At 43.5% G+C, this 25,081-nt stretch carries 19 protein-coding genes and 1 pseudogene; 3 read left to right on the top strand and 17 right to left on the bottom strand.

All coding sequences use genetic code 11. The annotated features are described in order from the left end of the window. Window positions 1-21: 21 nt before the first annotated feature. Complete coding sequence (locus H8B19_RS06015) at window positions 22-240, top strand: hypothetical protein (protein ID WP_186505892.1); 219 nt, start codon at window positions 22-24, stop codon at window positions 238-240. Here the strand turns inward: H8B19_RS06015 and H8B19_RS06010 are convergent. Beyond that, entirely contained in the window at window positions 237-2,321 is a 2,085-nt protein-coding gene (locus H8B19_RS06010) for a TonB-dependent receptor (protein WP_338401498.1), read from the bottom strand. The two genes, H8B19_RS06015 and H8B19_RS06010, sit on opposite strands and share 4 nt — an antisense overlap. A gap of 402 nt (window positions 2,322-2,723) precedes the next feature. Here H8B19_RS06010 and H8B19_RS06005 point away from each other — a divergent pair, with 402 nt between their 5' ends. Then, window positions 2,724-3,350 carry a YitT family protein gene (locus H8B19_RS06005; protein WP_186505890.1) on the top strand — a complete coding sequence of 209 codons (627 nt, stop codon included), beginning with the start codon at window positions 2,724-2,726 and terminating at the stop codon, window positions 3,348-3,350. A 119-nt stretch (window positions 3,351-3,469) separates the two neighbouring features. On the opposite strand, the pseudogene H8B19_RS19225 reads toward H8B19_RS06005, so the two are convergent. The 8 genes and pseudogenes from H8B19_RS19225 to H8B19_RS05970 form a co-directional block, all read right to left on the bottom strand. Next, a pseudogene (locus H8B19_RS19225) lies at window positions 3,470-3,574 on the bottom strand (Lrp/AsnC family transcriptional regulator); the annotation flags it as partial. A 103-nt stretch (window positions 3,575-3,677) separates the two neighbouring features. After that, complete coding sequence (locus H8B19_RS06000; RefSeq protein WP_186505889.1) at window positions 3,678-4,997, bottom strand: hypothetical protein; 1,320 nt, start codon at window positions 4,995-4,997, stop codon at window positions 3,678-3,680. A gap of 223 nt (window positions 4,998-5,220) precedes the next feature. Next, window positions 5,221-6,771, bottom strand: a complete 1,551-nt coding sequence (locus H8B19_RS05995; RefSeq protein ID WP_186505888.1) for a M17 family metallopeptidase — start codon at window positions 6,769-6,771, stop codon at window positions 5,221-5,223. Between the two features lie 89 nt (window positions 6,772-6,860). Then, window positions 6,861-7,919, bottom strand: a complete 1,059-nt coding sequence (gene dinB / locus H8B19_RS05990; protein WP_186505887.1) for a DNA polymerase IV — start codon at window positions 7,917-7,919, stop codon at window positions 6,861-6,863. Between the two features lie 126 nt (window positions 7,920-8,045). Further along, window positions 8,046-11,594: a glycoside hydrolase family 16 protein gene (locus tag H8B19_RS18960; protein ID WP_186505886.1), complete on the bottom strand. Its 3,549-nt coding sequence runs from the start codon at window positions 11,592-11,594 to the stop codon at window positions 8,046-8,048. Then, window positions 11,591-12,313 carry a hypothetical protein gene (locus H8B19_RS05980; protein WP_186505885.1) on the bottom strand — a complete coding sequence of 241 codons (723 nt, stop codon included), beginning with the start codon at window positions 12,311-12,313 and terminating at the stop codon, window positions 11,591-11,593. Before H8B19_RS05980 ends, H8B19_RS18960 begins: the two co-directional genes overlap by 4 nt. A gap of 308 nt (window positions 12,314-12,621) precedes the next feature. Further along, complete coding sequence (locus H8B19_RS05975) at window positions 12,622-14,622, bottom strand: methyl-accepting chemotaxis protein (protein WP_186505884.1); 2,001 nt, start codon at window positions 14,620-14,622, stop codon at window positions 12,622-12,624. Window positions 14,623-14,815: 193 nt separating this feature from the next. Next, on the bottom strand, window positions 14,816-15,922 hold the full coding sequence (locus H8B19_RS05970) for an acyltransferase family protein (protein WP_194362638.1): 1,107 nt from the start codon (window positions 15,920-15,922) through the stop codon (window positions 14,816-14,818). A 354-nt stretch (window positions 15,923-16,276) separates the two neighbouring features. Here H8B19_RS05970 and H8B19_RS05965 point away from each other — a divergent pair, with 354 nt between their 5' ends. Then, entirely contained in the window at window positions 16,277-17,554 is a 1,278-nt protein-coding gene (locus H8B19_RS05965) for a cation:proton antiporter (protein WP_186505883.1), read from the top strand. Window positions 17,555-17,636: 82 nt separating this feature from the next. Here H8B19_RS05965 and nqrM read toward each other — a convergent pair whose 3' ends face one another. The 8 genes from nqrM to H8B19_RS05925 all read right to left on the bottom strand — a co-directional run bounded on the left by nqrM (window position 17,637) and on the right by H8B19_RS05925 (window position 24,766). Further along, entirely contained in the window at window positions 17,637-17,870 is a 234-nt protein-coding gene (nqrM, locus tag H8B19_RS05960) for a (Na+)-NQR maturation NqrM (protein WP_186505882.1), read from the bottom strand. Window positions 17,871-17,891: 21 nt separating this feature from the next. Continuing rightward, on the bottom strand, window positions 17,892-18,905 hold the full coding sequence (locus H8B19_RS05955) for an FAD:protein FMN transferase (protein ID WP_186505881.1): 1,014 nt from the start codon (window positions 18,903-18,905) through the stop codon (window positions 17,892-17,894). A gap of 67 nt (window positions 18,906-18,972) precedes the next feature. Continuing rightward, window positions 18,973-20,205: an NADH:ubiquinone reductase (Na(+)-transporting) subunit F gene (gene nqrF, locus H8B19_RS05950; RefSeq protein WP_186505880.1), complete on the bottom strand. Its 1,233-nt coding sequence runs from the start codon at window positions 20,203-20,205 to the stop codon at window positions 18,973-18,975. A gap of 25 nt (window positions 20,206-20,230) precedes the next feature. Beyond that, window positions 20,231-20,839: an NADH:ubiquinone reductase (Na(+)-transporting) subunit E gene (nqrE, locus tag H8B19_RS05945; protein ID WP_186505879.1), complete on the bottom strand. Its 609-nt coding sequence runs from the start codon at window positions 20,837-20,839 to the stop codon at window positions 20,231-20,233. Window positions 20,840-20,842: 3 nt separating this feature from the next. Next, window positions 20,843-21,475, bottom strand: coding sequence for an NADH:ubiquinone reductase (Na(+)-transporting) subunit D (locus H8B19_RS05940; RefSeq protein WP_186505878.1), 633 nt, complete (start codon window positions 21,473-21,475; stop codon window positions 20,843-20,845). Window positions 21,476-21,477: 2 nt separating this feature from the next. Next, window positions 21,478-22,233, bottom strand: a complete 756-nt coding sequence (locus H8B19_RS05935; protein ID WP_186505877.1) for a Na(+)-translocating NADH-quinone reductase subunit C — start codon at window positions 22,231-22,233, stop codon at window positions 21,478-21,480. After that, on the bottom strand, window positions 22,220-23,428 hold the full coding sequence (locus tag H8B19_RS05930) for an NADH:ubiquinone reductase (Na(+)-transporting) subunit B (RefSeq protein ID WP_186505876.1): 1,209 nt from the start codon (window positions 23,426-23,428) through the stop codon (window positions 22,220-22,222). Before H8B19_RS05930 ends, H8B19_RS05935 begins: the two co-directional genes overlap by 14 nt. A 3-nt stretch (window positions 23,429-23,431) precedes the next feature. After that, window positions 23,432-24,766: a Na(+)-translocating NADH-quinone reductase subunit A gene (locus H8B19_RS05925; RefSeq protein WP_186505875.1), complete on the bottom strand. Its 1,335-nt coding sequence runs from the start codon at window positions 24,764-24,766 to the stop codon at window positions 23,432-23,434. Window positions 24,767-25,081: the final 315 nt, after the last annotated feature.

Here is a 25,081-nt window from a genome sequence, read left to right as displayed (position 1 = left end):
ATGAATTGAATGAGGATGGCGATGGACAAACAATCACGGATACGGCGCAGTATTAAAGTCATGAAGGTCTTTATGCTGCTCATAATTGCCATTCCGTTCCTGCAATATCAGCAAACGGGCAGTTTTAGTCTGCAAGATATATTGGCAACGCTGGCATGTTTATGTTGGATGCAGGCATTGTTTAAGAAGGGCAGCCAGCACAAAACTGGCTGCAGGATCTATTCCCGTATCCCGCTTTAAAAACGATATACCACACCTAAATTAACCGAACGTCCTTCACCAGCTAATTGTGCAAAATTATCGCTGCGCTTAGAAGAAACATCAGCAATACTCACACCACCTAAAGGCAGTTGGTAATACTCATCCAGCAGATTATCAATCGACAAGCTCAAAGTAACATTGTCCCATTCATACTGACTTTCAAGATTAAGTAAGTGATTACTCTCAGTGGTATTTTCCAGGCGATTGAGATCCACATGGATTTTATCATCCAGCCACTGCCAGCTCAGGCTATTTTGCCAGTTGCCTAGTTGATGTTTGATGGTTGCAGTCAGTTCAAGCGGTTTGATTTGGTATAAATCGGAGTGGCTATCGGCGTTGCGGCCAAATTGTTTATCTGCCGATAATTGTAATTGCCATACGCCACTTTCATTACTCGCCAGTTCATTTAACCAGTTGGCTTTTAAACCATATAAACGTGCGTCTACATTGGTGAATTGCAGAATATGATGCAGGGTTGCCGGGTTATCACTGCGATTAAACTGACCAATTTTTACCGCGTCAATGTAATCATCAACCTTTGTATAATAACCACTGACATCAAATTGCCACTTAGCCGCAGCGTCCATTTTGCTAAATTTAATACTCAATGTGCGTGCGGTCTCGGGCTTTAACTCAATATCCCCGACATAACCGTTGCCACTGCCAAACCAGCCAATCATAGAAGTGGCCATCACACCGCGGCCCCAGCTGTATCTTTCATACAAGTTGGGCGCACGATTTTTTTGGGCCAGTCCAAATTCAATTTGGCTGTTGTTATCCAGAGAATAACGACCAATCAGGCTCAAATCGAGCAGCGTATCCTGCTGCTTTCTGTCGCTGGTATTAAATTGCTGCATCGCCATAAAATCGGCGTTCATCGGCATGGTGTTGTAGGCCTGCGCCTCATCGGCGTTAGTGGTTACCTGCTCGATACGTGCGCCATAATTTAAATAAAAATCAGGATTTATATTTTGCTCAACTTCGGCAAAAACAGCTGTACGCTTACGCTTACCGTTATTGATATTTAAGTAATCCAGCGGCCCCATCATCATCGAATCAGGCATGCCCGGCCACCAGTCATCCAGTTGGTAATCAAATAACTCATGCCCCAGCAAAATGCGTGTTTGCGCATTGGCAGCAAACTGATAACTCAGCCGATAACTTTTATCTTCGGCTTCGGTATTCATTGGCATCATGCCCATTTTTTCGGGAGTGAAAAATCCCATTTCGTGGGACACCTTATGCCAGTTAACTCGTGCCGAAAACTCGCCATTTTCAAGATTATTGGTGTATTCCAATAGTGCGCCATTACTGCGATTTTTGGTCATATCCATGTATTGATTTGGATATCCCTGATACGGAATTTGCTGGTGAGTCAGTTTGACTAACCATAGCTGGTTATCTTGTTTGTAAGCAGTGGTAAGCAAATGGTTTTCGGCTTTATATAAGGTATCAAACACCAGATTGCCATTGCCGTCTTCATAGCTTTGCGCTTTGTCACTATGGCCCTGATAATCGATACTAAAATTATCGCTCGCCAGCGCCAGCCCAACACCTAAACGCTTGGCTTTATTATTTGAACGATACTCACCCGACACATAACCCGCTTGCCAACCAAATTCAGCACTATTGGCAAAACGCGCCCCGGTACTTTTTACCTGTATCACCCCGGCAATATTGTCTCCGGCAACACTCACCGGAGAAACACCCGCCAATACACTCACCTGACTCACCTGGCTGGCAGACAAATAAGAAAGGGGCGGATTCATCTGATTGGCACAAGCCACCGATATATCCGCCCCATCCAGCAAAACTTTGACTTTGTCGGCTGTCATGCCGTTAATTACGGGCAATGCCGATACGCCCCCAGCGGCTGAAAAATCAACGCCTTGTTGTTTTAATATGGTATCTAAGGCGCCCATGTTGGCAGTGTTTTGTTGTAAATGGCCTGTCACTTCGATGGTATCGAACTCATCATCAGCCTGAGCAACTAACGGGAAACAACTGGCAACAACAACAGATAAATAACTAATAGGAGAAAACAAGGGCAACTTATGCACAACCAATAACCTGTGATACGAATAAATTCAGAGGGTTAGCAGTATAAAGTCGAGGTGGCATACTGAACATGCGACAAATTGTCGCAGCTAATATTTGAGCATATTCCCGCGATGAGTCGCCCATATTCTTTTGTATCAATTAATTTACAAATTCCAGAAAACACGCTTAGCAAAACAATAAATCATTAAATTGTAAACTTTAATAAACACTAGTCACTTAATTGTTAATAACAGTCCCAGCCTAGCGCAGTCATTCTGATTCCTATTTACAAGCTTGTAACGAATTAACTCGCTTACTCATTGTTAGATTGTGGCCACATTTTTAAGGGGCTAGCACCACAAAAATTACACAGTAAAATACGCGCTATTCAACAACCCTATGACTCAATTTTTGAGGGCTATATGCAACTACAGCACAAATTTTATGAAGATATATTTGCGATACTCTGCAGTGCAGTGATGGTAGCGTTAGGTTTGTCGTTATTTAAGGCCGAAGGCCTTTTAACGGGTGGTACAGCGGGAATCGCACTCATTTTAAGCCATATTATTCCAGCCAATTTTGGTCTGGTGTTCTTTTTAGTCAATGTGCCATTTTATTACCTGTCCGTTAAACAACTAGGATGGCAATTCACGCTTAAAACCTTCATCTCGGTGACTTTGGTATCGGTACTAGTTGAACACATGCCACAATGGGTTGAAGTAAAAATTTCTCATCCATTATTTGCCGCACTAGCGGGAGGATTACTGATAGGTGTCGGTCTGCTGGTTTTATTCCGTCACAAATCCAGTTTAGGTGGCATTGGCATTTTAGCATTTTATCTACAAAACAAATTTGGACTGCGTGCAGGGAAGTTTCAGATGGCTGTAGATATGGGCATTCTAACTGTGTCGCTTATTATCAGTTCGCCCATCATTACCTTATTATCCGTGGTTGGTGCGGTAATGATGAATATGGTTATTGCGGTAAATCATAAGCCCGGACGCTATCAAAGCACACTGACGCAAACTGAAGCTCAACCTGCAAATTAGATAAAATTAACAGGTCTGAAAACGTAACTTTTAAAGATCATTTACATAAGCGAAAGCTAACCGTTCCATTAAAAAGTTCTATACCGTTAACTGAGTCATGACAGAGCATTAATGGCAATCTAAATGGTCGAAAGCAAGATACTGGTTTCACTATTTAATATGCCATCAATTTCCCTTATCTGGCGCAGTACTCCATCAAACTTAGTTAAATTTGCAGCTTTTAAAGCAGGTGTGCCACGGAAAAATATAGATTGAAACTGACAATAGTGTTGACCAGTATGGCGAACATCTCTGTTCGCCTTTTTTGCGCATACTTGCCTTCATATGTTATTCGGCATTGATATAGACTTCAGCAGGTAGACTCGAAACACTAAATTCGCCGTCTGATACTATTACGGTTGCTCTGATTCTATCTCCGGCAGTCGCAATACCCGCAGGCAAAATACTTTCAGTTTGATCAGGAATAATCTCATTCCATTTTGTCCATTGGTAAGAAACTGTTAGTTCATTTTCGGGAGTATCTGGATCAATGTAACGAATATCATGTATTTCTAATTGGTCCCCTTCAAAAGCAAATTCAGGTTGAATATAGGGTTTAAGCACTCTTGGTGGCTGATTCATGGCCTCGACATCTTCCAGAGATGTATGAGTAAAATCTGTATTGAGGAAATGATCCAGTGAAATAAAATACTTGCCAGACTCCGGTTCACCATCGGCATTTTGATCAATCAGTAACTTTAGCGCCGCTGCAAATTCTAAGGATGCAATTGCGTTATCTCCCATGGAAAATGCCAGTTTGGCATATAATGGATTATTATCGCTGGAGAATTTGCTTTCCGTTGTAAATTGAACCGAGCCAAGTGATTCCAGTACTATTTCACCTGAATAACTAGTACCATCTTCGTCACCGCGGTTGCCATCTGAACGCCAATTTAACTGTTCTAAATACTGAATACCGGTCGATTGCGCTTCGAATAACAAGTGACTAGATGAAAAATAAATGCCAAAAGGGCCTTCAGTGCCTATTTCTGACCCGTATAGATAATGGCCAGTAATTATCCATTCCTCATTAAAAGCTTCCAAACTGACTTCGTTAAAAAAAAACACACTAGTGAAGTCTGAGTTACTCGATTCATGCAGGCTTATGGCGCCAGTACCTGTAATTGTGCCGTTCCCCTCATTACATTGATTATAACTTACAGCGAGAATGCCAATTCCTTTCTCGTCCAATTCACCGGTAAGATCTACGCTGCCAGATACATAGCATGCCTCAGAAATATTACCGGTTACCAACTGACTTTGATTGGATGTAATAACTCTGCTGAAAAGTGCATTTAAAAAATAAGGGATTAATGGGTTCCCTGTTCCTAACAGTTTATTTGTGACTTGTTGGATTGGCTCAGGCCCGACTGTCGCCGATTCTGTTATGCCTTGGTAAAGATGTTGTGCGTATCCCCAATAATTTTCCTGCAGTTCAACTTCACTTAACGTTGTCGGATCAGTATTGATGACTTCAGTCCAATCAATGGACGGTGGGGCCGGAGGAGGGAGCTGAGTTGGGGGAGGGTTTTCATTACGATGTCCTCCCCCACAAGAAACAACAGAAATTAAAATTACATTTATAGTGAGTACTTTTGACAACATCAATCATGCTTCCTTTCATAAAATATATACTTAATACTTCCAATTAGTGAAAGTACAAAAATTTTCCTTTATTTAATCAAAAGGTTACAAAAAAACTAACACTTAGTCTTCTTTTATTAGAGTCCCAAAAGAAGACTATCGATCAAATCAATTTGCTGAATTCAGCACCCACTTTAATAGCGCAGTCCACTATAAAAAATTAATGGACCGCATAAATCTAAATTAACTATTTCAAATATCTGGCTGATAACGCCACAACGGGCGCACCTGTGGGTGAATCGTGTTGCCAGTCGCCCCCCTCCACACCGCTACCAGCGATATCGATATGGGTGTAGCTAAGTGGTTGAGGACTATTTATTCCGTGAGCATCTAAACCCGATGCAACGGTCAAAAATGCCATAGGGAATTGATGTCCACGCATCGTAGCTGACGAAGGCGCATTGTTACTGGATAACACATCATCGGCTAAAGAACGTGGACGAATAAAATCGAAATCTTCACGGCGTGAACGGGAAATTTCGCAAGGGTCACCCCACACTTCACCTGTTGCCGCCAATCGTGTTGAACAACCATGAGCACGCGCCACACCATTATCAACCAGCGCCGTATAAGGTCCCATCGCCAAAGCTGCGTGGCCTGTTAAAGTAGCCACAGTAAATAACTCCGGCTGGTTTTCATCTACTGCATTTTGTTTTATATGGGACAGCAAATCGGCCATCACCAAACGGCCTTCTGCATCGGTGTTGCCTATGCGCACCCGCACACCAGCATGGCTTTGGATAATTTCATCGGCTACAAAAGCATCGGCACCAATACTATTTCGCACCACGCCCAACTCGGCAATAATTTTGATGCCTTTGGGTGCAAGCAATGCTGCAGTTTTTAAAAAGCCGGCGACAGCCGCTGCACCACCTTTATCACGGCTCATACCCGCCATGTGGCCACCGGTTTTGATATCTGCACCGCCTGTGTCATACACCACACCTTTACCGGCAAACAGCAAAGTGTGTTCAATTGCGCCTTCAGGAATATATTCAAGGCGCACAACGCGAGGCTGATGATGTTTAACCATGACTGAGGCACGCGCTACCGCGTATAAAAGCGGATAGTCCTGTTGTAACTCGTTTGGATCTTCACCCAGCACTGTCACTTTAACAGGTAATCCGGCAAAGGCTTGTTGGCAATATTCGGCAAATTTAGGCGGAGCCATACGCTCAGGTTCAGTACCACATAAATCACGGGCTAAACGACGGCCTTGCTCGGTAGCATTCAGCCAGTCGATAGCGGGTTCCGTCTGGCTAAACAAACCAACTTTTTGCATCGGCTCAACCTTACTTTCCCCTAACGCTTCACGTGCTTCGAGCGGCTGCCATAATATCTGACAAAATCCGAAATAAGCGACCTGCAGCGCATTTTCATACACCGCACCATCCGGCTTTTGAATTAACATCAAAGGTTTCACCATGCCGGCATTTTGTGCCATTTTTGCGGCAATTTTGGCTGCATCGGAATAACGGCGTACATCATCAAAATCACGATCGAGCACACAGGTTGGCGAATAAATTAAACGCTGCCCTGCCAGCTCCGGGCTATGGATAAATACCGCTTCGCGGCCGAGTCGCTGATCAAATTGTTTGTAGTGTTCGATACATTGATTTAATAGTGGGTGGAAATAATCTTCACTCTCAGGCGCAATTAAAATCACACCATCATAGCCACTGGTTTTACCTAAAGCGGCGTCCAGATCACTGACCCATTCTGCAATTGGGAATGCCATAAAAAATCCTGAAAAATTATTTAGTTAGTTCGATTGTGGCAGAAATCCGCCATTTGGCGCAAATCTGACCAGCAAATTGTCATCAGGGTTTATCCCGCTAAGGGTAATTCTAATTGCAGGATATCCGTATCTGTGGGCAACCCCACATGAAGTCCAACCAGACGAATGCCTCTGCCTTGCTGGCGTTGCAACGCATCACTTAACAAACTGATGAAATAGTTTTTATCCAGCTTATGGTAGCGGGTTTCAACCGTGGTCAACTGAAAATCATCAAATTTGAGTTTAACGCCCTGAGTATGAATCGCCAGATTATTACTTACAGCCTTTAAACGTTTTTCCAGTTTGGGATATAACTGCTCCACCCATTGCCAACAGGCTTCAAAATCGTGAATATCGGCCGCTAAGGTGGTTTCTACCCCGACAGACTTGCGTTTGCGATTATTGCTGACTTTCCTGTCATCTATCCCATTACTACGCTGCCACAGCACCGGCCCAAATTTACCGAAGGATTTAAGCAATTTATCAAAGGGATACCGACGCACATCGGCACAGGTGTACAATCCCATACGATTAAGCTTTTCCAGGGTGACTTTTCCGACACCCGGAATTTTGCCCAGTGGCAGTTTTTCAACAAAGTGATCTAACTTATCTGGCGTAATAACACACATGCCATTGGGTTTATTTTCATCCGAGGCAATTTTGGCGACAAACTTACATGGCGCCACACCTGCAGAAGCGGTTAAACCCGTTTCATAATAAATGGCCTGACGAATATCGTCGGCAATTAAGGTCGCGCTGCCGTTAAACAATTCACAATCACTGACATCCAGATAGGCTTCATCCAGTGACAAGGGTTCGATAATCTCGGTATAGCGTAAAAAGATCTCGCGAATTTGCCGCGATATTTGCACATAAAGTTCCATCCGTCCGGGGATCAAGACTAAGTCGGGACATAGTTTAAATGCTTGTGCGGTGGCCATAGCCGAACGCACACCATATTTGCGTGCAATATAGTTACAGGTGGAAATAACACCACGACGATCAGATGCGCCACCAATAGCTAAAGGTACGTCACGGTAGGCTGGATTATCACGCATCTCAACTGCTGCGTAGTAACAATCCATATCAATGTGTATTATTTTTCGCATCACACAAAACACTGTATATAGTTACAGTTATTTTGCAATAAGAGTAGCTAAAGTCAAGCGCTTGATCTTACAGAAAATAAAAAGCCTGCATCACACAGGCTTTTACAGGGAGAAATAAACACTATTTTATAGTGGCAAGCTAATCATCGTATAAGTTTGATTAGGCGTATCAGTCGCTCCACCACCACCATTTCCGTCATTAGTCCAGTAAGTAAATGAGAAGGTAATAACATCGCCCGGATTGAGTCCATTTACTTCCCAGATATTCTGACCGTCAGTTCTGTTCATACCAACATTAAGAGGACCACCATCATTAACTTCATAATGGACATTTGCCCAATCATTGTTATTTGCATAGAAATACAAACTATGGTCTGAGGTTTGAACGAATCCAGTGATGGTGTCGGTTGGGATGTCACAACCTGTTGAATCAACGGCTGTTCCAGCAGGAGTATTTGGGCACTGATCAACACCGTCTTCTACCCCGTCATTGTCAGCATCGGCTATGGCAATTTCACAACCATTTTCGCCAACACTGGCAGCAACTGGGGTATTGGGGCATTGATCAAACTCATCAGTAACACCATCACCATCTGAATCTGCAGGCGCGGAACAGCCGCTTGCATCCACTACAGCACCAACTGGCGTTGCCGGACATTCATCCACAGGATCGGCCACGCCGTCACCGTCTGCATCAGGAATCGAGATTTCACATCCATCGATGTCCACTGTCGCCCCAGCCGGGGTGGCCTGGCAAAGATCATCATTATCAACAACGCCATCGCCATCAGTGTCTAAGGTGCTACCATCATTTGAGCGAAATACCACGTTATCGAGATGATAAACCGCCCCCTGAGCCTGACCCCAGGCCGGGAAAACCATCACAATTTTAACTTGTGATAAATCAAGGCCGGCTGCGGCTAAATCAGACAAACGATAGGTAAAGTGTTGCCATTGACCTACCTGCGCATCAACACCCTGCAAACTTTGATTTAATTCAAACTGAGCAAAGGCACCACCCAAGGCTTCAATTTTTATAAGCATTGGCGCACTTGTATCGTTTGGTTGTTGTACCAGTTTTAAATCAAACTCTAATGTGCCGTTGGTAAGCTGAGTTAAGTCCACCACTGAACTGGCAAATAACCCAGAAACCGTGCCTGAGGGGCCAAAGAAATCGACTTTTATTGCTTCGCCGTGATCGCCATCAGGATCAGTTATTTGCGACACACTCGCATTGGCACAGCAGTCCCACAGGCTCCAACCTTGCGCAAGAGAATCATCAAACAATACCAGTTCATCGGTCGGAACCGGTGGCGGCTGAACCACGTCCCCACCTTTAGTCAGTTGAACGTTATCCACCTGCATAACGACACCTTGCTGATTACCCCATGCAGGGAATACAACCAACGGCGTATCAACCTGAAATACATTCAAGCTCGAACCTGGATTATTATTCAAATCCACAACCGGAATTTTATAATGTGTCCAAACACCAATATCTGGCGCTGCAATAGGGAAATCACCCGAACCACAAGGGCTGCCACAGTCCATTTTGACCATAAATGTGCGCTCTTCCCGGGGGTCGGCAACAACGTTTAAATCAAACTCAACATAACTAAAACTACTGAGATCAAGTTTTAACGGGGTTAAATCACGCTGTAACATGGTTTGGAAATACACCACAGATTCGTTGGTGTTAAAGTTAATTTGTTTTACCTGACCATGGGTACCGTCTCCGGCATCAACCTGTTCAATATCAACACTGCCGTTAGCGACATATTTGTTAATACCAAATGGAGCATGATCCTGCTCATCAAAAATAGTGGCAACGTCCTGATGAGATAAATCAAACTCGTAACGCACGTTATCAACACTGAAATTCATTGCGGCTGTTGGTTCAACCACAAACGGATTAGCAACCTGCGCCATATTAACGAAGTTACCTGGTGAATAACGATTACCAGCGGCGACAATATCCTTGATGGGGATACGCACGGTTGTCCATTCACCTATAGTAGGTAACGGAACGCTGTAATCACTGACGTTTGGCCAGCCACTATCGAGCTTAACCAGTAACTCTGCGCCGGTTTCAACCGAGTTAACTTTTAAATCGAAAGTTAGCACGCCAAACTCTTCCCAGCGCGCTAAATCGGCGGTTGGAGCGTAGGCAAAAAATACATTACCAATTGGTCCAGCCTTATCAATATTGACGACTGTGCCATGGTCAGTTTCAGCTTGCTGATCAATGGTTATTGAACCGTCAGGATTGTAGCTTTCGAAAGTTAAACCATCCGCCAGTTCATCAATATACAGGTTAAACACGGATTCCTGACCAAACCCCGTTTCCGGGTTCACAATCTCGGGCGGCTGATTCCCTTCAATTATTTCGGGATTATCACCAATGGTTGCACAACCGGTTCCATCAGTTGGATTAACCGAACATTCATACACACGAACGTAGTCAACTTGCATTGTCTGTGGGAACACGGATTCATCGATACCGGTTTCATTGACATTGCCAGCCCAGGCACCACCAACAGCCAGATTGAGCAACATGTGGAAGCGTTCATTGAATGGCGCATCTTCTTCACCATTAACCGTTAGCCCTTCCTCATTTTTATACTGGTTATACCAACCCGATGCACGATGTGTCGCAAAGTGCACACCATCAACGTACCAGCGGATTTCACCTTTTTCCCACTCCAGTGCATATTCATGGAAATTATCGGCGGGATTGGCACCATTTGGAAGTTTATATGGTGCACCTGACGACACATTACCCGGCCATACATTTCCGTAATGTAACGTTCCGTGCGTGCGCGCTTCTGGCGTATTTTCTGGTACACCAGCTTCATCAGAATTTGCTTTTAAGTTAACCGCTTCCATGATGTCAATTTCGCCAGATGACGCCCAACCACCATAGACGTAATCGGTGGGTAACATCCAGATTGCCGGCCAGGTTCCCTGCCCATAAGGCAATTTTGCACGGATTTCAAAACGTCCGTATGTCCAGTCACCTTTATATTTAGTACGCAAGCGTGCAGAAGTATATGGCAACGTCGCGGTATTGCTCATGTCCCCTTCTACTTCAGCAGGACCAGTAAAGGTTTCACGTTGTGCTTTGATGGTGAGCAATCCATTATCTACCCATGAGTTGACCGGACGGTCGGTATAACATTGTTGCTCACCGTTACCACCACCCCAGCAGTTCACTTCGTAGCCCCATTTATCAGTATCAACTTCAGTGCCATCGAATTCATCGTTCCACACCATAGTCCAGCCCGATGCAGGCACATCTTGCTGCAATTCTGCGGTGAACTGAATGCGTGCCCGGGTCAGCGGGAATTTAACAGCAACTGATGTAGTACCGCCTGACGCTATCGACTCAATACTAATATCGATATAACTGTCGCCTTCACTCGTTATACCATCCGCATTTTGCACCGCCAGAGTAGGATTTTTTAATACCAGTCTAAATGGACCTGTGATCTCTGAATCTGTTGGGTTGCTAACCGTAACCAGCACTGAATACTGACGATTAACACGATCCACGGTTGGTCTGGCAGTATCTATTTGAATACTCTGCTCTACCGTCATCCAATCTGCACTGACGAATGACGATGCAATACCACAGCCAAGAGCAATAGCACTTTTTAACAATACTTTATTATTCATGGCTCATTCCTTGAGATTTGTTGACTATTGTTTCGACGCCACGCCATTAAGCCCAGACCCAAAGCAAAAAATGCCAAAACTGGGGCTTCGTCTACCGTTGCATTAGGAACCTCATTCAAACTAACGTTTTGCAGATAAAGCGATGAGCCAGCAAAATCTCCCATTAAAGTATTGTTATCAAATCCTGGTAGTACCTGAAACTCCAACGCCCAGCCAGCCTGATTTACCCAGGAATTATCCAACTCAAATGAAAAACTATATTGATTAATCCCATCAATATCGGTTGGCGCAACCAGATAGCCAGGCTTGCGGTATTGGTCAAATAAACTACCGGTTCCATCACCAAAACCAATAGCAAAATAATCAGCTATAAACCCCGCATCAGCGCTGGTTAATTCACTGTCAACGGAAAAATCAAAACTTAATAAAAAAGTGCTGTCTGCAGCCGCGGATAGAGCCAGGTTCTGGTAAAGCGTATTAGCAAAGAAAACATCCGTGAAATTTGCCCCCCAGTAATCCACATTGATTGCAATACTGCAATCAGGCGCACTACCAACGATAGTGAAGTCATTACTTCCACCTGGACCTAATCCATCGGTATCCGTTTCCCAGCCATTTAAACTGCATGAATTGGCGATATCGCCATTGATAATTGCACCGGCCATACTTTGACTACTAGCCAGCAAAATTGCCGCTCCTATTAAAAATTTCATTTTCATATTGCTCTCCTACCTAACGTATTTTTATGTTTTTAATTATTATGTAAGCGCTTTCATTTTAATAAATGGAAGCGCTTACATTTTGTTAACATTCAGAGCGTATTTTAAGTGTAAAAATTAATCAATAGTTTTTATTTGGCGGCATATTGGGGGTTTTATAATCTAATGCAACGGTGAAACGCTTTAAAAACATTACTAGTGCCTGTATAGAAAGGAATGTACCCAACAGACTATCGGACACATTTAGCGGTTTAGAACAAATTAAAATAAACAATAATTTAACAATTATAAGGAAAGTTAGCACTTTCCTAAACGCGGAACTGTTTCACAACCTTATCCAGCCCTGACGATAACTTACGTAATTGATGGATACTCGATTCCACGTCCTGACTTTCATTAACCGACTCATCCGCCAGTTCTTTCACATGAGCCACATTACGCGCGACATTTTCTGCAATGGTTGCCTGCTGTGTGTTGGCCGCACCGATACTGTGCATTTGTTGCTGAATATCATCGATCGCCTTCATAGCATCTTTTAACACTAATTGAATTTCCGAAACTTGTTTCACACCACTTTCTACTTGTGTATTACTGGCATGCATTGCTTTACTGGCATCGCTGGCAGTTTGTTGTAGCGTGCGAATTATGTCCTGAATATGACTGGTCGATTCCTGAGTGCGTTGTGCCAGTGTACGTACTTCATCGGCTACAACCGCAAACCCTCTCCCTTGCTCACCTGCTCGCGCAGCCTCAATTGCCGCATTGAGCGCCAGTAAATTGGTTTGTTCAGTAATGGCACTGATCACTTCTAACACTTCACCAATTTTGTCAGTTTCATTTTCCAGTGCGGTGACAACACTGACAGATTGTTCAATTTGCTCAGATAACTGGTGAATATTGTCCACTGCCGATGCAACAACATTATTGCCTTTATCCATTTGTTGCTTAACTTTGTCCGAAACATTCATCGCTCCTTCAGCGCTGCTGGACACATTACGACTGGTTTCGGCCATTTCCTGACTCGCTTTTGCCACTGTTTCAATTTCCGACTTTTCATTATTGGCAAGCGACACATTATGCTCGGTAATTCGCGACACAGTTTCAGTCACATCAAGTACTTCAGTGACAATATCTTTAGCCTGACTTACCAGGCCCTGAATTTTATCCATAAAAGTATTAAATTCAGCAGCAAGCTGCCCAGTTTCATCTTCACGGTTAACATGAATACGTTTGGTCAGATCGCCTTCGCCATGAGAAATATCCCGCATGGCCGATAACATGTTTTTTAGCGGTTGCAACACCGGCTTTACAATGACACTGACAATGACGGCAATAATAGCCAGCATAACGATTAGAATAACGCCCGATGATAATACAGCGTTATTAATCGGCTCGGAGATCACAGAGTCTGGCACCATAAAACCCAGCTTCCAGTTCATGCTGGGATAATCACTGGTCACCTCATCAAATATCACCCGGTAATTTTCCCCTTTCCAACTTACCGTCGCTATGCCATGTGCCTGGTTTGAGGTCAGTGACTTAAGGGCAGAAAAGCCTTCAGTATCACTAAATTTTTTATCCACCATCGACATATCACTTCCGGGAGGGAAGGCATCACTAAAGCCGGGAAAATAAACCAGTACACCTTTTTCAGTGACTAAAAAGGCATTGCCTAGCTGTTGATATTTAATTTTTCCCAGCAACTTTTGTCCTATGGTACTGATCAAAATATCCATACCACCAATACCAATAAACCGGCCATTATGCTTTACCACTGTTTTAATGGTGGCTGAAATGGAGCCGTCGTTGGCATCTACTGCCGGATCTGATACATACAGACTCTTTTTCTGCTGGGTTTCACTCCACCAGGGACGTTTGTTGGTGTAATAATTAGGATCACCATCATAACGTCCATTTAAGTCAAAATATTCAAAGGTATTAGCCGAACCAAAAAAGACACTTTTTATTGCGTTATCCTGCTCAGAGAAAAATTTAAAATACTGCTGGATGGACTGATATCCTGAATCATTCGCGATGAAACTACCACGCTCATTGTATTGATCAAACCAGTCAAGTACTTGCGGGCTGGCAAACACACTGTGAATAATTTGTCCCTTGGCTTCAAAAAAACCTTTGATTTCGCTAGCACTAAACTTCACAAGTTGCTGAATATCAGCCTGCACATTCTGAGTTGTGACGCGTTTAACCTGACTAATCTGCCATACGCCATAGAGAATAAATAAAACTGCCAGACTGGCAACAACACCGGCAATTAAGCGACTGCTAATTGATTTTTTTAACCACGTCATTTGAGTATCCTATTGTTATTTTTGTTATTTTTTCCCCTTGCCCATGATGACTATGTCGGCAAGCTGTGTAAAGACTGAACTATTGCCCCATTAAAATGTGATAAAAAAGTCAGCATTTTTCAAATATCAGAAACAAAAAAGCCGACTTGCAAAAATGCAAAGTCGGCCGAATATGAATTGGATAAAAAGTTATTTACAGTTTCACAAACCACTTCTTGTGATCAAGAAATCTGGCCAGTAGATACAAAACACTTACCACGATTAACGCAAATAACAACGAAGCATTTTTGGGTGCCATAAACTGGTTGAGTAACTGGAAACAATAATGGTACATACTGGTTGTTTTGCCCTGGTATTCAGCAGTTAACACTTCCCCCAATGTAATCGCGATCAAACCTGAACACACATAGACCACCAAAGGATTACTGCCATAAATACGGAAAAATTCCAGCCCTCTTCGCACTCCCATTAATTCCCATGCCCAAATGATCACAGCCAGCACACACATCGCCACACCTGCGGTTAACATAACAAATGACCCGGTCCATAAGCTTTTATTAATCGGATGCCACTGGTGCCAGATTAAAGCCAGTACAATTAATGGGACTGCCGCAGTTAACAGTTTTTTGATTTGTTGCATGGGCTCCGGAGTTTGCGCCAACCACCAGGTACTCAGATATCCACTTAACAATGTTACCGTTGCTGGCAAGCTGCTTAATAATCCTTCCGGATCAAATGCCAGTCCTTTGCCTTTCCACAAATGTGATGCACCTAAAATCGCTAAATCAATTTGTCTTACCAGATTACTTTCCAGTGCATAAGGATTATCACTCCCCAAAGTCATCACCAACCAGTAGCCAAGTAAGATCCCAACGCTGGCAATAACAAGTTGTCTGGTATTTAGCGTAAGGATCAGAATAGCACCGATAAAATAACAAATGGCGATACGCTGCAGGACGCCAAGAATACGCACATTTTCAGGTGCGGTATCAAACGGCAAAATATTTAAAAACAAACCAATTAAAAATAACAGCACGGCACGTTTACAAATTTTTGCCCAGGGGATAAGGCCGCTCTCCCGTGCGGAAGACAATGAATAAAACATTGCTGCGCCGACAATAAACAAGAAAAAAGGAAAAACCATATCGGTAGGAGTTGCACCGCTCCAGTCAGCGTGCAAAAACGGGGGATAGACATAACTCCAGGAACCTGGGGTATTGACCAGAATCATTAGCGCAATGGTTAATCCCCTGAGTACATCAATTGCTGCAACCCGTTGTTTTCTTATTGTTTGTTGCATTTTACTCTCCGGTAGATACATGTTGTACATGCTTTTTATATTTAGCGGCTACCTGTTTTCCACTACTGCTTAACACTGATAAGTAAAATAACAGTCCAGCCACCCCACAAAATGACAACGCTGTCATTTGATGATAATGTACATGAGCAACATATGGATGGCAACTCACTTAGTTATAATTTAAACAGGCTGAAGTCATAAAATATTCGTAAAATTTATACTATCAACCCAGTAATTCACTGACTAAACTGTCGCCCAACGTTACAATACGCTGCCCTTAGCAATAATCATTTGTACCCTCAATCATAATAAATGCTGGCGCTACCTTTTTACTGTTAACTTTAGGAATTCGTAATGAGTGCCTGGTACTTGCTGTGCTTTTTGTCTGCCTTAGCCATCCTGATTGCTTTTGCCAATCAATATGTCCTTAAACTTCAAACCACCATCGCCATCACCACAGGTTCAGTGGTGATATCTCTGTTATTAATTCTCGCGGTATCTTTACTGGGAGATAAAACAGCTTTAGCTATCACTGAGGTGGTAACTGAACTGGATTTTAATCAGTTGCTGCTTAAAGGCATGCTGGGCTTTTTGTTGTTTGCCGGCGCATTGGAAATCGATTTACGCGCATTACGTAATCAACGCTGGGAAATTACTACACTGGTATTATTCTCGACCTTGCTGTCGACTTTCATGATTGGTTTTATTAGCCAGTGGCTTATGGCATTAGTCGGCTGGCAAGTGCCTTTTATCTATTGTCTGCTATTTGGCGCACTCATTAGCCCTACAGACCCCATCGCAGTACTGGCCATTATCAAACAAATGAAAGCACCACCAAACATTGCGATTCAGGTTGAAGGTGAATCTTTATTTAATGACGGCGTAGGGCTGGTCATATTTACCACTATTTTTGCCGTGGCATTTTCAGGTGTCGAACCAAGTTTTGCCAGTGTGGGGGAACTATTCTTAAAAGACGCCCTTGGTGGTGTTGCATTTGGTTTGCTGCTGACGGTGATTGGACATTTTCTGGTGATTAACAGTAAAGATGCCAATATCCGTTTACTGGTAACGCTGATGGTGCCATCCGCAGGTTTTGCCACCGCCAACCTGCTTGAGATATCAGGTGCGTTAGCCATGGTGACCTGTGGCATTTTAATGGGCAATATAACTCGCTCTAAAGCATCGAAACGCACCGGTATTTCTGCAACCAAATATGTCAAAAGTTTTTGGCACGCCACCGATTATTTTTTGAATGCGCTGCTGTTTCTATTGATTGGTTTATTGCTGGTCACTATGCCATTAACGCTGGGCGAAATTGGTCTCGGCTTATTAATGGTACCCATTGTGCTCTTTGCACGTTTTGTCAGTGTCGCAAGCCCATATCTGGTGTTTCGCCGCTTCAGAGAGTATGACTTAAATTCAGTACGTATTTTAACCTGGGGAGGGTTACGCGGCGGACTGGCGTTAGCCATGGCCGCATCCATACCATCAGGCACCTTATTACCCAACGGCACGGATGTACATAACCTGATGATTATCATGACTTATGTAGTAGTGATTTTTTCAATTATTGTACAGGGCTTGACGATAGGGCCGCTGATTCGAAAAAGTATCGCCGCTCGCAGCAAATAATAAAAAGCCGGAGTAACATAAAATGACTCCGGCTTTTCTTCTTCTGAACGCTAGTTATTAGCGAAATAAAGCAAACACTCTGCTACAGAATTTGGTCCTGCTTCCATTGCTTAAGTTTTTCAGCACGAGCAGCTTCTTTTTCCAGTCTGGCTTTTTTGCGGTCACAGGGCTCAGGACAGTCACAGGCTTTTTCAATACCCAAGGCGCCCAAACCACCACAACTACCAGAAATCGATTTTTTTTGCAGGATATATCCAATCGCCATTGCTGCAACGACCACTACAAAAAAAACAAAAGCTAAAATAAACGTATTCACAACTGCTCCAAATGCAAAAAACTAACGTAAATAAGGCTCAAACTGCTTGCTAGTATACGACTTAAAGCCGTCATTTTCTCGGGTAATCAGCAGGACAGCCAGATTATTTTTTTCTGCAAAAGCCAGACCCTTTTCATACCCCATCACATCAATCGCGGTAGCCAGACCATCTGCGGTCATACATGAAGGATGCACAACGGTAACCGACACCAAATTATGCTGAATAGGGTAACCGGTTGTCGGGTCGATAATGTGTGAATATCTAATACCATCCTGCTCAAAATAGTTGCGATAATCACCCGAAGTCGCAACCGCATTGTTACCAACACCAATAATCTGCGCCACAGAGCGCTCAGAGCTTACTGGTTTTTCTACCGCAACTCTCCATTCCACCGCACCGGGTTTAGTACCAGCAAGACGCATTTCACCGCCAATTTCCACCAGATAACTCTCTACGCCATGGGCATGCAAAATATCAGCAACCACATCGACGCCATAACCTTTGGCAATGGTCGATAAATCCACATACAAGTCCTCGTGGCTTTTACTCAGCTGATTACCATCGATACGCAGATATTTTAAACCTGTACGACTTTTGGCTTCAGCAATCACATCAGGCGCAGGAATCGTTTCTGGTCTGGCCTGAGGTCCGAACCCCCACAAATTCACCAGAGGGCCTACCGTAACATCAAGAACACCGCCAGTAAGTTCACCTAAGCGCTTAGCTTCTTTAATCACAGTTGCGGTGCCATCTGACACTGTCATCGCTTCGCCCGCAGGGCTTTGATTAAACACAGAAAGCTCAGAGTTTGGATCATAAGTGGACATTTCTTTGTTCACTTTCACCAACGCCTGATCGATTTCTGTTTGCATTGCAGTCACTGACGGGCTGTTATCCGTTGGAACCCACTTAATATGATAAGTGGTACCCATGGTTTTACCTTCAATGGCAACCACACCTTCAGTGGCTGGCTGACATGCACTTAGCAATAACAGGCTTAAAATCAGACCTGTAAAACCCAGTTTGAATTTCATTCTTTTACCTATCAAAGAGACATAAAAAAGGGCAGTAATCTGCCCTTTTAAAATACATTATCTGGAATTAACCACCAAAATCATCCAACAGGATATTTTCGTCTTCCACACCTAAATCTTTAAGCATGTTAATAACGGCGGCATTCATCATAGGTGGACCACACATATAGAATTCACAATCTTCTGGTGCCGGATGATCTTTCAGATAATTTTCCAGCAATACATTGTGAATAAAGCCAGTGTAACCTTCCCAGTTGTCTTCTGGCTGAGGGTCAGAAAGAGCAACGTGCCATTCGAAGTTGTCATTCTCAGACGCCAGTTCATCGAAATCTTCCACATAGAACATTTCACGCTTAGAACGGGCACCGTACCAGAAACTCATCTTGCGGTTAGATTTAAGACGACGTAATTGGTCGAAAATGTGAGAGCGCATTGGCGCCATACCTGCACCACCACCAACAAAGACCATTTCTGCATCGGTTTCTTTAGCGAAGAATTCACCAAACGGACCAGAAATTGTCACTTTATCGCCAGGCTTAAGGCTCCAGATATAAGATGACATTTTACCTGCAGGCAGAGACAGATTATTAGGTGGCGGCGTAGCGATACGCACGTTCAACATAATAATACCTTTCTCTTCCGGGTAGTTTGCCATTGAGTAAGCACGAATAGTTTCGTCATCAACTTTTGATTCAATATCAAAGAAACCAAAGTGATTCCAGTCTTTACGATACTCTTCCGGTACATCAAAATCTTTATATTTAACATGGTGCGCAGGCGCTTCAATCTGAATGTAACCACCAGCACGGAACGGAACCACTTCACCTTCAGGAATTTTCAGCTTCAATTCTTTGATAAAGGTAGCTTTGTTATCGTTACTGATAACTTCACATTCCCACTTTTTGATACCAAAGATTTCTTCTTCAAGCTCAATTTCCATATCCTGCTTAATAGCTACCTGACAGGATAAACGGCAACCATGTTTAGCTTCACGCTTACTGATGTGATCTAATTCAGTTGGAAGGATTTCTCCCCCACCCGATTTAATGTCAACACGACACTGACCACATGAGCCACCACCACCACAAGCTGATGATACAAAAATACCAGCATTGGCTAAAGCGCCTAATAATTTGTCACCCGGTTGCGCAGTAATGGCTTTTTCCGGATCACCGTTGATGCTGATAGTCACTTCGCCTTCTGGTACCAGTTTTGATTTGGCAAACATGATTACCATTACCAGTACCACAACGATGGCGATAAACATGCCAACGCCAAGGGCTATTTCTATTTGATTCATTTAGTAATACTCCAGTGGCCGTTTATTACAGTGCAATACCAGTAAATGACTGGAAGCCTAATGCCATCAGACCCGCAATCATAAATACTGAACCCAGACCACGCAGTCCATCAGGAATGTCTGCGTATTTCAGTTTTTCGCGCACGGCAGCCAACAAAGTAATTGCCAGTGCCCAACCCAGGCCACTACCAATACCGTATACAATACTTTCGCCCAGCAAATACTCACGCTGAACAGCAAAAGCAACTCCACCGAAAATGGCACAGTTAACGGTAATCAAAGGCAGGAAGATACCCAGAGCGTTGTATAACGCAGGGAAAAACTTATCCAGAGCCATTTCTAAAATCTGAACTAATGCTGCGATAACCCCGATAAAGGTCAGGAAGTTAAGGAAGCTCAGATCAGTTTCAGGGAAACCAGCCCATTCCAACGCGCCTGGAGCCAGAAAGGTAGTGTAAATAATTTGGTTAGCCGGAACTGAGATACCCAGTACCACAACAACCGCAACCCCCAAGCCCATCGCTGTTTTTACTTTTTTCGATACCGCCAGGAAAGTACACATTCCCAGGAACATAGACAACGCCATGTTCTCGATAAAAATAGAGCGAACAAATAAACTTAAATAATGTTCCATGACTTACTCCTTCGCCTCTACCTGGTCTTTCTTAAAGGTACGGATAGCCCAAATCATGCCACCGATTAAGAAGAACGAACTGAACGGAAGAATTAATAAACCATTTGGTTGATACCATCCGCCATTCTGAATAACAGTAAAGACTTCGAATCCTAAAATCGTACCGAAGCCAAACAGTTCCTTGATTGTACCGACAACCATAAGAATGAAGGCATAACCCAGACCATTACCAATACCGTCCATAAAACTCATTAACGGCGGATTTTTCATAGCGTAAGCTTCTGCACGACCCATTACGATACAGTTGGTAATAATCAAACCAACAAACACCGATAGCTGTTTAGAAATTTCGTAAGAGTATGCTTTAAGAATTTGGTCTACCACGATTACCAACGACGCAATAATCGTCATTTGCACAATAATACGTACACTTGACGGAATAGCGTTACGAATAATCGAAATAAACAAGTTAGAGAAAGCCGTTACCGAGGTAAGTGCTAACCCCATCACTAATGCTGTTTCCAGCTTAGTGGTAATTGCCAGAGCAGAACAGATACCCAGTACCTGTAATGCAATTGGGTTATTGTCGAGGATCGGCCCGAACAATACCTTTTTCAATTCTTTAGTATTAGCCATGATTAACCTCGCTTAAGATTTTTCAGGTAAGGACCAAAGCCTTGCTCACCTAACCAGAAATCAAGCTGATGTTGCACACCATTACTGGTTAAGGTTGCGCCAGACAGAGCGTCCACAGTGTATGGGTCATTTGAGCTGGCATTTTTCACCACTTTGATAGCCACTTTGCCATCTTTAAACAGCTTTTTACCATCCCACTTCGCCTTCCACGCTGGATTCTGAACTTCACCACCTAATCCCGGCGTTTCTTTTTGCTGGTAGTAAACCAGGTTACGCGCCGTTGCACCATCAACGTCAACTGCCAGGAAGGCGTACATCAGATCCCATAAACCACTACCGTGAATTGGCAGTACCACACGGGTTGTATTGCCAGCTTCATCTTTAACCAGATAAACGCTAGCCACATTTGCGACACGTTTGAAACCTGCTGGGCTGCCATCTAATGCAGTACTCATGTCAGGCTTTTTAGCTGCTTTATACATATCAAAGTTAGTAGATGGCTTTTCAACATATTCACCAGTGCTTAAATCTACATAGCGAATTTCTACAAACTTTTTGAAGGTACCGGCAATATCACCATTGGCTTTATCCAGTAAATCAGCTGCTTCAAGGATGTTGGTTTGTTTATCCAACATTGCGTTGTGTTGTTGCAAAGAACGCAATCCAACCGCTGCGCCAGAAACAATAACAGAACAAACTAAACAAACAGCTAAAACGACACCTAAAGTTTTACCTAATGTTTCTTTATTGGCTGACACGAGCAACCCTCCGTTTGATATTGCCTTGTGCGACAAAATAGTCGAATAATGGAGCCCAAAGGTTAGCGAACAGAATGGCTAACATCATACCTTCAGGGAAGGCCGGGTTAAGTACACGGATCATCACACACATAAAACCAATTAATGCACCGTATGCCCATTTACCTTTGTTGGTAAATGATGCAGATACAGGGTCGGTCGCCATAAACAACATACCAAAGGCAAAACCACCTGTTACCAAATGCCAGTACCAAGGCATAGCAAACATTGGGTTAGTGCTGCTGCCAATCATGTTTAACAAGGTAGCAAACACGATCATGCCAGCCATAACACCACCAACAATGCGCCAGGATGCAATTCGCATATACATGATGAACAAACCACCAATTAACAATGCTAATGTGGAGGTTTCACCAACAGAGCCCTGAATAGAACCATAAAACGCATTCCACCATTCAGCATTCATACTCCAGTCCGTTACGTTACCTAACGCCGCCTGACCCAGGAAAGTTGCACCAGAGAAACCATCAGCAGCAGTCCAGATTGCATCACCCGACATATAAGCTGGATAAGCGAAATATAAGAATGCACGACCTGATAAAGCAGGGTTCAAGAAGTTACGACCGGTTCCACCGAAAATTTCCTTGGCGATGACGACACCAAATGAAATACCCAGCGCCACTTGCCATAAAGGCACAGTAGCAGGCAATGTCAGAGAGAACAGTACCGAAGTTACAAAGAAACCTTCGTTCACTTCATGTTTACGAATAGAAGCAAATAACACTTCCCAGAAACCACCCACAATAAATGTGGTGGCATAAATAGGAAGATAAAAACAGGCGCCGTAGAAGAACAACATTAAACCGCTGGCACTCTGACCTAATTCACCGCCAAACGCGCTGAATAAAGCAGCTTGCCACATATCTGGCAAAGTAGCGCCAGCCATGATAGCGGTATTGGCTTGCAAACCTACGTTGTACATGCCGTAGAACATAGCCGGGAATGTTGCCATCCACACCATGATCATAATACGTTTTAAATCGATGCTGTCTTTTACGTGAGTCGTCGATTTATTGACTTTACCTGGGGTATAGAAAATAGTCGCAGCAGCTTCATACAGCGCATACCATTTTTCGTACTTACCGCCCGGCTCGAAATTCGGCTCGATTTTTTCTAAGTAATCTTTCAAGCTCATGGATTACCCTTCCTTCTCAATCGTAGTCAAGCAATCACGCAACAATGGCGCGTAGTCATATTTGCCGGGGCAAACATAAGTACATAGTGCCAAATCTTCTTCATCCAGTTCTAAACACCCCATTGCCTGAGCACTGTCAGTGTCACCAGAGATAATGTCACGTAATAATAATGTGGGAAGAATATCTAACGGCATAATGCGCTCGTAGTTACCGATTGGCACCATAGAACGTTCTGAACCATTAGTTGTTGTGGTCATATTAAACAAACGCTTCGGAGACAAGTGACCTAAATAGGCACGCGTCACAGAGTGCTGGTCTGAACCACCACGAAGCCAACCAAACAATACTTTTTCACGACCTTCCATCACCAATGAAATTTGGTTGTGGTAACGACCGATATAACCGTGAACACCAGCTGCATTATGACCGTGCAGAACAGAACCAGAAATAACACGTACTTCACCGTCTTTGGTTTCACCTGTTAGTAATTGTTCAGTGCTTGCACCATTCAACGTTTTAACTAAACGCGGTTTAGACGCAGCTGGCCCAGCAATGGCAACCACACGAGAGCTATCAATCTCACCGGTAGTAAACAAGTGGCCAATGGCTATAACATCCTGATAACCCACATGCCAAACTGTTTTAGCAGCACCGGCGCTATCCAGAAAATGGATATGCGTGCCCACTAAACCAGCCGGGTGAGGGCCAGCGAACTCATTAACTTCAGCTTTAACGCTGCCTGTATCAACCGTCGCACCTGGCGCTTTGTTTACGAACAGCTTGCCATCAGTTAATTTGGCTAATACCTGTAAACCATTGGCAAAATCAGCCTGACGCTGAGTAATGATCACTGTCGGGTCTGCTGCCAGCGGGTTAGTATCCATCACGCTAATGAAAATGGAATGAGGCTTGCTGCCAATAGCTGGAACCTTGCTGTAAGGACGTGTACGAATAGCTGTCCATAAGCCTGATTCAACCAGGGTAGTCTGAATTTGTTCAGCTTGTAAGCTGCTGATATCTGCACTGGCATCAAAGGTAAGTTGTTCATCACCTTCAATATCAATCACAACCGATTGCAAAACACGCTTCTGGCCACGATTAATTTCAGATACAGTTCCGGCAGCTGGTGCAGTAAACTTAACGCCTGGATTCTTTTTATCTTCAAAAAGAACCTGACCTTTTTTTACTTTATCACCGACCTGAACATGCATAGTGGGCCGCATGCCCACATACTCTTCTCCGAGCACAGCAACACGGGTTACCGCGTTACCATCCTGGATTTCCTGAATGGGAGCCCCCTCGAGTGGGAGGTCCATGCCTTCTTTGATTTTTATCATATGCAGTCGCACTACTCTTAAATTAAAAAAGATTCGAATTCTGCTCAGTCTGATAAAAGTCCACGCCTTTTATCAGTAATAATCTTTGCCTGTTAGCTCTAAAAACCCCTATTTAAGCATGGAATTTTAGCATTAATGGGAGAAACTTCGCCACGCAAATTATTGTTTATGCGATTTATTTGCTGCTTTTAACGTATTTTTTACGCAACAAATACTTGATTGATGATTTTTACAGCAGTTAATCGCCATAACATCACGATTTTTTTGGCGCTGTATTGTGACAAAAAATGAAGCATTTTGAAAATGCAAAAGCCG

This window comes from Neptunicella marina (genome assembly GCF_014270035.1).
GTDB classification, from domain to species: domain Bacteria; phylum Pseudomonadota; class Gammaproteobacteria; order Enterobacterales; family Alteromonadaceae; genus Neptunicella; species Neptunicella marina.
The sequence above is the reverse complement of the archived record's forward strand: the minus strand, read 5'-3'. Positions and strand labels throughout refer to the sequence as shown.

Coding starts and splice junctions, on each gene's coding strand:
- H8B19_RS06015 (WP_186505892.1), top strand. CDS start 22: ATGGACAAACAATCACGGATACGGCGCAGTATTAAAGTCATGAAGGTC.
- H8B19_RS06005 (WP_186505890.1), top strand. CDS start 2,724: ATGCAACTACAGCACAAATTTTATGAAGATATATTTGCGATACTCTGC.
- H8B19_RS05995 (WP_186505888.1), bottom strand. CDS start 6,771: ATGGCATTCCCAATTGCAGAATGGGTCAGTGATCTGGACGCCGCTTTA.
- dinB (WP_186505887.1), bottom strand. CDS start 7,919: ATGCGAAAAATAATACACATTGATATGGATTGTTACTACGCAGCAGTT.
- H8B19_RS18960 (WP_186505886.1), bottom strand. CDS start 11,594: ATGAATAATAAAGTATTGTTAAAAAGTGCTATTGCTCTTGGCTGTGGT.
- H8B19_RS05980 (WP_186505885.1), bottom strand. CDS start 12,313: ATGAAAATGAAATTTTTAATAGGAGCGGCAATTTTGCTGGCTAGTAGT.
- H8B19_RS05975 (WP_186505884.1), bottom strand. CDS start 14,622: ATGACGTGGTTAAAAAAATCAATTAGCAGTCGCTTAATTGCCGGTGTT.
- H8B19_RS05970 (WP_194362638.1), bottom strand. CDS start 15,922: ATGCAACAAACAATAAGAAAACAACGGGTTGCAGCAATTGATGTACTC.
- H8B19_RS05965 (WP_186505883.1), top strand. CDS start 16,277: ATGAGTGCCTGGTACTTGCTGTGCTTTTTGTCTGCCTTAGCCATCCTG.
- H8B19_RS05955 (WP_186505881.1), bottom strand. CDS start 18,905: ATGAAATTCAAACTGGGTTTTACAGGTCTGATTTTAAGCCTGTTATTG.
- nqrF (WP_186505880.1), bottom strand. CDS start 20,205: ATGAATCAAATAGAAATAGCCCTTGGCGTTGGCATGTTTATCGCCATC.
- nqrE (WP_186505879.1), bottom strand. CDS start 20,839: ATGGAACATTATTTAAGTTTATTTGTTCGCTCTATTTTTATCGAGAAC.
- H8B19_RS05940 (WP_186505878.1), bottom strand. CDS start 21,475: ATGGCTAATACTAAAGAATTGAAAAAGGTATTGTTCGGGCCGATCCTC.
- H8B19_RS05930 (WP_186505876.1), bottom strand. CDS start 23,428: ATGAGCTTGAAAGATTACTTAGAAAAAATCGAGCCGAATTTCGAGCCG.
- H8B19_RS05925 (WP_186505875.1), bottom strand. CDS start 24,766: ATGATAAAAATCAAAGAAGGCATGGACCTCCCACTCGAGGGGGCTCCC.